The 10476-nt window shown below is 64.1% G+C and carries 7 protein-coding genes and 1 pseudogene; all 8 read right to left on the reverse strand.

Going from position 1 to position 10476, the window contains the following annotated elements; genetic code table 11:
• Nucleotides 1–78: 78 nt before the first annotated feature.
• Nucleotides 79–1911: pseudogene (gene selB, locus IQ26_RS31120) on the reverse strand (selenocysteine-specific translation elongation factor); the annotation flags it as partial.
• The gene (locus IQ26_RS31125) at nt 1908–2714 is read right to left on the reverse strand and encodes a tetratricopeptide repeat protein (protein WP_145722222.1); all 807 of its coding nucleotides are present in this window, start codon (nt 2712–2714) and stop codon (nt 1908–1910) included. The pseudogene selB and the gene IQ26_RS31125, both read right to left, overlap by 4 nt.
• Nucleotides 2701–4119, reverse strand: a complete 1419-nt coding sequence (gene selA, locus IQ26_RS31130) for an L-seryl-tRNA(Sec) selenium transferase (protein ID WP_145722223.1) — start codon at nt 4117–4119, stop codon at nt 2701–2703. Before selA ends, IQ26_RS31125 begins: the two co-directional genes overlap by 14 nt.
• Before the next feature lie 7 nt (nt 4120–4126).
• A complete protein-coding gene (gene fdhE, locus IQ26_RS31135; RefSeq protein ID WP_145722224.1) occupies nt 4127–5044 on the reverse strand; it encodes a formate dehydrogenase accessory protein FdhE in 918 nt (305 codons plus the stop codon).
• Between the two features lie 154 nt (nt 5045–5198).
• Nucleotides 5199–5894 carry a formate dehydrogenase subunit gamma gene (locus IQ26_RS31140; protein ID WP_145722225.1) on the reverse strand — a complete coding sequence of 232 codons (696 nt, stop codon included), beginning with the start codon at nt 5892–5894 and terminating at the stop codon, nt 5199–5201.
• A complete protein-coding gene (fdxH, locus tag IQ26_RS31145) occupies nt 5881–6831 on the reverse strand; it encodes a formate dehydrogenase subunit beta (RefSeq protein ID WP_145722226.1) in 951 nt (316 codons plus the stop codon). The genes IQ26_RS31140 and fdxH overlap by 14 nt, the downstream gene beginning before the upstream one ends.
• A gap of 11 nt (nt 6832–6842) precedes the next feature.
• Nucleotides 6843–9929, reverse strand: coding sequence for a formate dehydrogenase-N subunit alpha (gene fdnG / locus IQ26_RS31150; protein WP_145722227.1), 3087 nt, complete (start codon nt 9927–9929; stop codon nt 6843–6845).
• A 218-nt stretch (nt 9930–10147) separates the two neighbouring features.
• A partial coding sequence (locus IQ26_RS31155; protein WP_145722228.1) for a transposase occupies nt 10148–10476 on the reverse strand: 329 nt, incomplete at its 5' end.

Genomic DNA, 10476 nt, shown 5'->3' on the forward strand with positions numbered 1-10476 from the left:
ATCCCGTCTATGCCTGTTGACGAGCCGCAGGTCGCCGCGCCGCAGCGTGACGCCATGCCTATCGAGAAATTCAAGGATCTGGATGGCAACCTTGCGTCCGCTGCCTGCACGATCGCGAAACTGGGCGGCGTTAAACCGCCCGCCCGGCTCGGCCGCCGTCAGATCATCGACGATTTCGACAATCTCGGCCAGTGCCGCGTGCAGGAAGAAACGATCATGGGCGACTTCGTACACTTTCCCGATGCGGCCGGTCAGTTTCAGGATCCGGCGGATTTCCGTTTCCGGCTTCGCCAACGTACCGGCGATATCGCGGACTCTCGGCGGATGATATCGCGTCGAGCCGCCGATGAGTCGCTCGATTTGCAGCCATAGCGCCTCGTCCTGCGGTGTCAGATGGACCTCATGGCCGGGCAGCCGCACCCAGGCGCCGTCAAGGGCGAGCTTGCCGGCGCGCGCCAGGGTTCGCAGAGCGGCCGCAAACATCGGCGCCGGAAGTCGCGGGTCGAGCTGAAGGCGCAATCTCTCCATGCCGATGCCCGGCAGATCCGGATTGTCCGCGTGAAAGGTCTTCAAGTTCGCGGCCAGGCCGAGTCTGAATTGCATCCAGCGCGCCTGCGAGAGAACGAACAGCGTTTTCCTGACGGGAATGCAGACCAGTCCGAGGCTGTCGACCAGTCTCTGCGTTTCGTCGCTGCCGAGCGCCCGGTCGCGCGCGAAAGCGCCAAGGTCAAGGAAATGGGGCGGCGCGTCGAGCAGTGCAGTGACAGCCGCCTCGGGGTCCAGGACGGCAGATGCTTCGAGCTGGACAAGCCGTTCCGGCGTGCGGCGCCTCCGGCTCGGCGCCCTCAGATCGATTAGACGTCCGCCGCCGATGGTCCGCTGGGCCGAGGTATCGCGCACCACATAGGCGTCGCCCGCGGCAGCCGCGATAGGACTGTCCAGCACCAATTGAACGTTGGCGACACCGCCGGGCCTGACCGGCTCGTCACTGAGAAGCACGACCCTTGCCCCAACCTCGGCCGCGGCGTGGTGGAGGCGTACCGGGAACCACTGGCCGATCGGCTTGGGCTCTCCTGGCAAGACGCGCAGCCTTGCGTCGACCCGGTCCGTCGGCGCGTGAAGTTCCGGGTCGATTATGACGTCGCCGCGCCGGATTGCCTCCTTGCCGACGCCTTCACCGGCCAGGTTGAGCGCGCAGCGGTCTCCCGCCCGTCCACGCTCAGCCGGCCGGTTCTGGGCGTGGACGGAGCGGACGCGCGCCGGCAGGCCCGACGGGCTGACGACAATTTGGTCGCCGATACCGACCGAACCTGAAAGAACCGTGCCGGTCACGACAGTGCCGGTACCGTGCAGCGTGAAGCATCGGTCGACCGCCAATCTGAATCGTCCAGAGGACGCGCGGCCGGCAAAGCGCGACGCCTCCTCGAACAAGAAATGCCGCAGATCGTCGATACCGTCACCGCTGACGACCGAGGTGGGGATTATGTCTGCTTCGGCAAGTGCCGTATCGGCGAACGCGGCGCGGATATCCGCCTGAACGGCGGCGGATCGTGCGGGGGCCATCAAGTCGGATTTGGTGAGCACGACGGCGCCGTGCTTGATGCCGAGTAGATCGATGATTGCGAGATGCTCCCGCGTCTGCGGCATGACGCCGTCGTCGGCGGCAATGACCAACAGCACGAAATCGATGCCGCTGGCGCCGGCGAGCATCGTATGCACGAAGCGTTCGTGCCCCGGGACATCGATGAAGCCGATGACGTCCCCGCTCGGTGCCGGCAGGTAGGCAAAGCCGAGGTCGATGGTCATGCCCCGCGTCTTTTCCTCCTGCAGGCGGTCGGTGTCGACGCCGGTCAGCGCGCGCACCAGCGCGGTCTTGCCGTGGTCGACATGACCCGCCGTGCCGACGATCATGATCCGCCCCCTGTCAATGATGCCGCGGTACGACGTTCGGCCTCGACGGTCTCGTCAGGGGTGAGGCGGGCACGCGCGGCCGGCAGATACCGTTCGGCGAGCGCGCTGCCTGCTGCGTTCGCGCGCAGGAGCCAGGCATATGCCTCGACCGCGTCGGTCGCCACACCCGCACCCAGATGGCAGGCGGCGCCGAGCATGGCCTGCCCGTCCGCATCCCCACGCAAGGCGGCGCTGCGCCACCAGCGAACCGCCTCAGTGGGATCGCGCGGCACGCCGAGCGCATTGTGATGAAGCATGCCGATCCGCGTCATGGCCGACGCTATTCCCTGCTCGGCGGCGGCAGTCGCCCAGCGCCGCGCTTCGGCGGGGTCGGGCTCGACCATATCGCCTTCGAGCAGCATCCAGCTCAGCATGTCCTGCGCCGGTCCGTCGCCCTGCTCCGCAGCCGCCCGATAGAGCTCGGCTGCGCGGTCGTAGTCCTGCGCGACGCCCTCGCCGCGGAAATAGAGCGACGCCAGGTTCCGCTGCCCCACCGCGTCGCCGGCTTCGGCGGAGAGCGCCAGCCAGCGGAATGCGAGGTCGCGGTCCCGCTCGACGCCAAGCCCTTCTGCGAAGCAGGCGCCGATATTGTTCTGCGCACGCGCGACCCCAGCATGAGCCAGCGGCTCCCATATGCCCAAGGCCGCCGCATAGTCACCGCGCCTGGCCGCTTCCAAGGCCTCTGCCAGGCGTTCGGCGATCGGCACGTCGGCCGGCCGGGGCACTTCGGCCGGCCGGCGCGCGAGGCTCTCAAACCAGCGCATCGGTCCCTCCCGGATCGAAGCCGGCGAGGTTTGCACGGAAGCCCGCTTCGTCTTCGAGACAGCGCAGGTCAAGCACAAGCGCCCGGTTCTCGATGCGCCCGATCACCGGAACGCGCAGCCCGCGCAGTGCCGCCGCAAGCGCTTCCAGCGCCTTCCCGCCGCCGGACTTTACCCGCACGACAAGGCCTGCGCTGGATATCGTCTCAAGCGGCAGGGCGCCCGACCCGACCTGACTGCGGCATTCCACCGTCTCCACCACGAAAGCCTCACCCAGAGCATCGGCAGCCACGGGCGCTAGGCGCTCCGCCTGGGCTGCGATCTCGGCCGAGGGGCGCGCCAGCAGCCTCAGCGTCGGCAGCCGCGCAGCCAGGCGATCGGGGTCGCGGTAGAGCCTCAACGTCGCTTCGAGCGCGGCGAGCCGAAGCTTGTCGACCCGGAGCGCCCGCTTCATTGGATTGCGGCCGATCGCGGCGAGCAGAGCTTTGCTGCCGACGATGAAGCCGGCCTGGGGGCCGCCGAGCAGCTTGTCGCCGGAGAAGGTGACCAGATCCGCACCGTCGGCGATCGCCTCGCGAACGGTTGGCTCATGCTTGAGGCCGTAGGCGGCAAGATCGAAAAGTGTGCCGGAGCCGAGGTCGTGGACAAGGGGCACGCTCTGTGCCTTGGCAATGGACGCCAGCTCGCGCGCGCCCACCTCAGCCGTGAACCCCTCGACGCGGTAGTTCGAGGTGTGCACCTTGAGGACCAGCCCGGTCTCCTGGCCGATCGCCGCGACATAGTCCTTCGGATGCGTGCGGTTGGTGGTTCCGACCTCGACCACATTGGCGCCGGCGCGGGCCATGATCTCGGGCATCCTGAACGAGCCGCCGATCTCGATCAACTCGCCGCGCGAGACGATCGCCTCGCGGCCGAGCGCCAGCGTGTTGAGGACAAGAAGGACAGCCGCCGCATTGTTGTTGACCACAGTTGCGTCTTCCGCACCCGTCAGTTCGCAAACGAGCGAACGCAGATGATCGTCCCGCTCGCCGCGCTTGCCCGTGTCGAGATCGAATTCGAGGGCGACCGCTTCGCGCATCGCAGCGCGTACCGCCTCGATCGCCTCCTCGGCGAGTGGCGCCCGGCCGAGATTGGTGTGCAGCACAGTGCCGGTCAGGTTGAAGACGGTGCGCAGGGAAGGGCGCTCTTCCATCTTGAGTTGTTCAACCGCGTCGGCGGCGACATCGCTGGGCTGCGGCACCGCAGCTCCGCTGCGGCAGGCCTCCCGCGCTGCGGCAAGTGCCGCGCGGACAGCCGCCGTCGCGACTTGCCGGCCAAAGCGCTGGATCGCCGTGGATCCAAGCGGCGTCTTCAATACCTGATCGACCGATGGAAGATCACGCAGGCGACGTGCGGGCAAAGCGGTCATCGCGTCCTCAGTAGCCGACAAGGAATGGGTTGAATGATCCGCGGCGGTAGCCGCTCTCGCGCACGAGCAGGTCCAAGCCGAGCGTCGCCACGTCGTCGGCAACCGGATCGAGGGCAGGGTCCTTGTGCTGATGCAGGATCTTCACATAGCAGCCGCATGAATCGCAGGTCTCGGCCTTTACAGTGCCGGGTCCCCCTTCGACTTCCAGATAGCCTATCCCCTTGGTCGAGCCGCACAGGGTGCATTTGATGCGCACATAGTTCCAGAATGTCCCGCAGAGCGAGCATGCGCAGAACCTTGCCCCGTGGGAGCCATGCCAGCCGACGATCATCGAGGACACTGGCGGCCCACCGCAGACGGGGCATGCGCCGTCACCTACCGGGACCAGCGTCGAGGCGTCGAGGCAAGCGGCAAGGCGCGCGAAATGAAGCTGCAGCGCCGCCGCGACATAAACATGCTCGGCCAATGCGTCAGCCGCGACCGCATCGGCGAGCACGTTGTGCACCATGGCATCGCGCACCGGAGGCGCGGCCAGCTTCAGCCGGTCGAGCGCATCCGCCGCGGCCCGAGGCTTCTCGATGGCCGAAGCCGCCAATATCAGGCGGTCAAGCGTCTCGACGAGCGCCTCGGAGGCGAACCTGTCACGAGCGAGCGGAGGCATCGCGAAGGCGTGCGCCCGTTCGCGCGCCTCCGTTTCCGGCAGGTCCGGATCGGGCAGGCCGTCCTGTATGCCGTGCTGGACATCGGCGAGAGCAGCGAGGAAGCGGAGATAAGGACCGAGTTCATGGATTTCGGCCAGTGCGTTCAGTCTCTGGGCGCGCCGAACGAACAGACGCGTCGGATCGGGCAGACGGACGAAAGGCGGCGCCGAGACTTCACCGATGGCGGTGGGGTCGATATCCGACGGAGCGATCTGCCTTGGCATATTCACCTCACGAACCACACGGGCCACGTGGTTGGCTGACTAAAGCGCGTCGTGTCTGAAGGGGCTCATGCGACGCGCTTTAAATTCGTATTTTCATGTATGTCGTTGTCCCAAAACCGCTGCGCACTTTTGGGCGACATGCATTAGCGCCCGCTCATTCGGCGGGCTTCGATCCCGATCTTCCGCCCGGTTTCGTAACAAGTTCCCGCAACCATTTGCGATGATGCCGCCAGGCCCAGCCGCCCGTCACCGAACCGCGTGTCATGGCGGGAATCGTACCTCGCACCCAGAAGGCCGAATAGAAGTGGATGATCCAGACGCCGATTATCGCAACGGCCGCGATGGCATGAATGAGGAGCGCCACCCGCTGTTGACCGACCGTCGTGTAGGCGGAGAAATACTGATCCCAGACGACCAGACCACTCGATATCAGGATAACGATCAGGATCGACATTGCCCAGAATACGAACTTCTGGCCAGCGTTGTACTTGCCGACTTCCGGCGCGTTCTCCTCGTGATTGGCCAGCACGTCGCGAAAGCGCGTGAGCCAGGCCCCGTCTTCGCGCTTCCACAGGTTCGCCTTCCAGAACCGGATGAAAAGCCCGAAGAAGCTGAAGAAGAGAACGACGCCGATCCACGGATGTATGAAGCGCGTGAACTGGCCACCACCGAACAGTCCTGACAGAAAGAACAGGCTCGGGTGAAACAGCGCGAGGCCGGACAGGGCAAGCAGGATCAAGCTCGCCGCCGTGATCCAGTGGTTGATCCGCGCGCCCACAGTGTACCGGTCCACCGTGACGGGCTTGCCCGGATGAACTACTCTATCGGGTTCGACATCATGCGCTGTCATGGCCGTCATTCCGCACTAGCCGTTCGGCATTCTCCTCATCCGTGTCCGAAACCCGGTTCGGCCCCATGACCAGATGGTGGAGCAGGCCGACGCCGGCCGCGACGCCAAGCACGGTCAGGCCGGCATATTTGGTGATGCCCTTCCACGCTTCCACGAGAGGACTGATCCTCGGCTCCTTCGGCAGGCCGGAATAGAGCTCGGGCTGATCGGCGTGATGCAGCACGTACATCACGTGCGTTCCACCGACGCCTGGCGGATCGTAGAGGCCGGCATTGGCATAGCCGCGCGCCTTCAGGTCGGTGATGCGGCCCTCGGTATGCTGCTTCATCTCTTCCTTGGTCCCGAAGACGATCGCCTGGGTCGGACAGGCCTTGGCGCAGGCTGGGCCCTGGCCGACGGCGACGCGGTCCGAGCAGAGCGTGCATTTGTAAGCCGTATGGTCGACGCGGGAAATGCGCGGGATGTCGAAGGGGCACCCCTTGATACAGTAGCCGCAGCCGATGCAGTTCTCATGGACGAAATCGACGATGCCGTTGGAATATTGAACGATAGCGCCGGGTGCCGGACAGGCCTTGAGGCAGCCCGGATCTTCGCAGTGCATGCAGCCATCCTTGCGGATCAGCCACTCGAGGTTGTTCGTCTCCGGGTTGTCCCACTCGCTGAAGCGCATAAGCGTGAACATGTCCGGCGTCAGGTCGGGGGGATTCTCGTAGACGCCGGCGTTGACGCCGACCGCCGGATGGGTGTCGTTCCACTCGATGCAGGCTGTCTGGCAGGCCTTGCAGCCGATGCATTTCGAGACGTCTATGAGCTTGGCGACCTCCGTCAGGCGCTCGGCCGGCGCGGGCACCGTCGAGGCGGAACGGCGGACGAGGTCCTTCTCCGAGAAGCGGGGCGTCACGTCCGTTACCGAAGGATTGGCAATTGGAGGAAACATCTGCCGCCTCCCTATGCCACCGGCCCGGAAACGGGCTCGATATTGACCAGAAACGCCTTGTATTCGGGCGTCTCGATGTTGGCGTCGCCGACATAGGGCGTCAGCATGTTCGGGCCGAAGCCCTTCTTTGCCGCTCCGGTGAAGCCCCAGTGCAGCGGAATGCCGACGATGTGGACGGTCTTGCCGTCACAGGTCAGCGGCTTGATCCGCTTGGTTACCACCGCCTTCGCCGTGACCGAGCCGCGCTTGGACCAAACGCGCACCCAACCGCCCTTGGCGATACCCTTTTCGGCCGCGAGCTGTTCCGATATCTCCACGAAGAACTCCGGCTGCATCACGGCGTTGACGACGACGTGCTTGGTCCAGAAGTGGAAATGCTCGGTCAGGCGGTAGGAGGTCGCCGCATAGGGGAACTCCGCCGAGGCCGGCTCGGCGAACTGCCTGAAATCTCCTTCGAATACCCGCGCTGCCGGGTTGCCCCGAACGTTGGGCGCGACCGGATTGACGATGGGCGATTCGAACGGCTCGTAATGCGCCGGGAACGGTCCGTCCCGCATCATGCCCCGGGTGAAGAGGCGCGACACGCCTTCCGGATTCATGATGAAGGGGCCGACTTCGCCGGGCTTCGCTGTCGGCGCGATGTCCGGGACGTCATAACCCGACCATTTCGCACCGTCCCATTCGATCAGCTTGCGGTCGGGATCCCAGGCTTTTCCGTTCAGGTCGGCCGAAGCCCTATTGTAGAGGATGCGGCGATTGGCAGGCCATGAGAAAGCCCATTTCAGGTAGGCGCCCGTCTCGTCGGGATCGTCAGTGTCCCGGCGGGCCATGTTGTTGCCCTTCTCGTTGAAGCAGCCGGAATAGATCCAGCAGCCGCAGGATGTGGAGCCGTCGTCGCGCAGCGCGGCGAAGCCCGGCAAGAGTTTCCCGGCCTCGGCAAGCACCTTGGTCGGATCGGCCGTGTCCGTCACCGTCGCGAGCGCCCGGCCGTTGATCTCCTGGGCAATCTCCTCGGCCTTCGGATCGCCCGGATCGGCATAAGGCCAATGGAGATTGACGATCGGATCGGGGAAGGCGCCGCCTTCCTTGCGATAGAGTTCCTTCAGGCGAAGATGTATCTGCGCCATGATCCAGGTGTCGCGCTTGGCCTCGCCCGGCGGTGTGCCGCCGGCCCAGTGCCACTGCAGCCAGCGCCCCGAATTGGTGAGCGAGCCATCGTCTTCGGCAAAGCACGTCGACGGCAGTTCGATCACTTCGGTCTGAATCGTCGACGGATCGACGTCATTGTGCGCGCCGTGGTTCTCCCAGAATCGCGCCGTCTCGGTAGCCAATGGATCCATGACGACCAGGAGCTTGAGCTTGGAGAGCGCGGCCGTGATCTTCTGTTTGTTGGGGAACGACTGCAACGGGTTGAAGCCTTGGCAGAGATACAGGTTCATCTTGCCCTGGTGCATCATCTCGAAGGCGCGCAGCACGTCGTAACCCGGCACGTCGAGCTTCGGCAGGTAGTCGTAGGCGAAGTCGTTTTCCGCCGTTGCCGCCGAGCCGTACATGGCCTTCTGGAAACTGACGAAGAACTTCCTGTAGTTCTGCCAGTAGCTCATCTGGTTCGGCCTGAGCGGCTTGAAGCCGCGCGTCGACATATAGGCGGTGAGGTCCGGTTCCTTCTCGTTGGGCAGCGTCAGATAGCCCGGGATCAGGTTCGACATCAGCCCGATATCGGTCAGCCCCTGGATGTTGGAATGGCCGCGCAGCGCGTTCATGCCGCCGCCGCGAATGCCGATATTGCCGAGAATGAGCTGCAGCATCGCCATGGCGCGGATGTTTTGCGAGCCCTTGGAGTGCTGCGTCCAGCCGAGCGCGTACATCGAGGTCATCGCCTTGGTCGGCGACGAGCACTCCGCCACCATCTCGGCCACCTTCAGGAACTTGTCCTTCGGCGTGCCGCAGATGCGCTCGACCATTTCCGGCGTGTAGACCGCGACATGGTTCTTCAGCAGGTTCCAGACGCAGCGAGGATTTGCCAGCGTATCGTCGACGACGGCGAAACCGTCCTCGCCGATCTCGTAGTCCCAGCTTGACTTTTCGTAGTCGCGCTTCGCCTCGTCGTAGCCGGAAAACAGGCCATCCTGGTAGGTGAAGCCCGCCTTGACGACATAGGCGGCGTTGGTGAACGCCTTCACATACTCCCGCTGCACGTTGTCGTTTTCGATGCAATAGTTGATCAGACCGAGCAGGAACGCGATGTCCGTGCCTTGACGGATCGGTGCATAGAGATCCGACACCGAAGCCGAGCGCGTGTAGCGCGGGTCGACCACGATGAGCTTGGCGCCACGGTTGGCCTTCGCCTCGGTGACCCATTTGAAGCCGCAAGGGTGGGCTTCGGCGGCATTGCCGCCCATGATCACGACAAGATCGGTGTTCCTGATGTCGGTCCAGGAATTCGTCATTGCTCCGCGGCCGAATGTTGGGGCGAGACTCGCCACCGTCGGGCCGTGTCAGACACGCGCCTGATTATCGAACACCAGCATGCCCGTGCTGCGGACCACCTTGTAGGTCTCGAACGCGGTTTCATTGGTCGTCGCCGAAGCGGCGAGGAAGCCGGTGGTTATCCATCGGTTGACCGTCACGCCGTCATTGTTCGTCGCGACGAAGTTCTGGTCGCGATCGTCCTTCATCAGGCGGGCGATGCGGTCGAACGCGTCTTCCCACGTTGTCGGCTCGAACTTGTCCGCCCCGGGCTTGCGGATCATCGGCTGCTGCAAGCGGGTCGGGGCCTTGACGAAGCCGAGCAGGGCCGAGCCCTTGGGGCACAAGGTGCCGCGGTTGGTCGGATGGTCGGTATCGCCCTCGATATGAGTGATTTCGGCCTGTTCGCCCTTCCTGAGATCGCCCTTTGAATAGAGGATAACACCGCACGCCACCGAGCAATATGGGCAGGTGTTGCGTGTCTCGGTGGTGTTGGCGAGCTTGAAGGATCGTATCGCCGCAGCATGTGCGGCTTCTATATCGCCGAAGCCGAGGGCTCCAAGCGTAGTACCGGCGAGACCCGCGCCTGCCGTCTGCAGGAACGCGCGCCGTGACAGTTCGATGTTCATTTGAACGTCCTCCCGAAGCGGATGCTCCGAAGGGCATCCCGAACCAAGGGTACGAATGCATTTTGATCCAAAACAGGACAATGTCAAACAAAGTAAAGTGTGCGTTCCCCCGGGGTCGTCCGACTGCCCTGCATTTCATGCTGAATTATAGTTGATATATTTACTCATGTTTTAGGATGAGAGGGTGCGATTGACGCTTGCCTAGGTTGAGGACTCATTCAGATCCAGGCTGAAATGATTGCGGCGAGAGCGAGGGCTGAGAGGTAGTTCTGTGCATGGCGATCGTATCGTGTTGCGATGCGGCGCCAGTTCTTGAGCTTGCAGAACATGCGCTCGATGAGGTTTCGTCGGCGATATGCCTTGTGATCGAGCGGATAGGGCGTGCGCCGTGCGGCAGTTGATGGAATGACCGCCTTGATCTTGGCCCGCTTCAGCCAATTGCGCAGACTGTCGGCATCATAGGCTTTGTCGGCCAGTAGCCTTTTGGGCTTGGCCACCATGCCGATCAAGGGAATGGCCATGGTGATGTCGGCGATGTTGCCCGGCG

The sequence above is a fragment of the Mesorhizobium tianshanense genome, from assembly GCF_007830515.1.
GTDB lineage: Bacteria > Pseudomonadota > Alphaproteobacteria > Rhizobiales > Rhizobiaceae > Mesorhizobium > Mesorhizobium tianshanense.

What these genes read in the sequence shown, in the direction of transcription:
- IQ26_RS31125 (WP_145722222.1), bottom strand. Translation starts at nt 2,714, where the DNA reads ATGCGCTGGTTTGAGAGCCTCGCGCGCCGGCCGGCCGAAGTGCCCCGG.
- selA (WP_145722223.1), bottom strand. Translation starts at nt 4,119, where the DNA reads ATGACCGCTTTGCCCGCACGTCGCCTGCGTGATCTTCCATCGGTCGAT.
- fdhE (WP_145722224.1), bottom strand. Translation starts at nt 5,044, where the DNA reads ATGCCAAGGCAGATCGCTCCGTCGGATATCGACCCCACCGCCATCGGT.
- IQ26_RS31140 (WP_145722225.1), bottom strand. Translation starts at nt 5,894, where the DNA reads ATGACAGCGCATGATGTCGAACCCGATAGAGTAGTTCATCCGGGCAAG.
- fdxH (WP_145722226.1), bottom strand. Translation starts at nt 6,831, where the DNA reads ATGTTTCCTCCAATTGCCAATCCTTCGGTAACGGACGTGACGCCCCGC.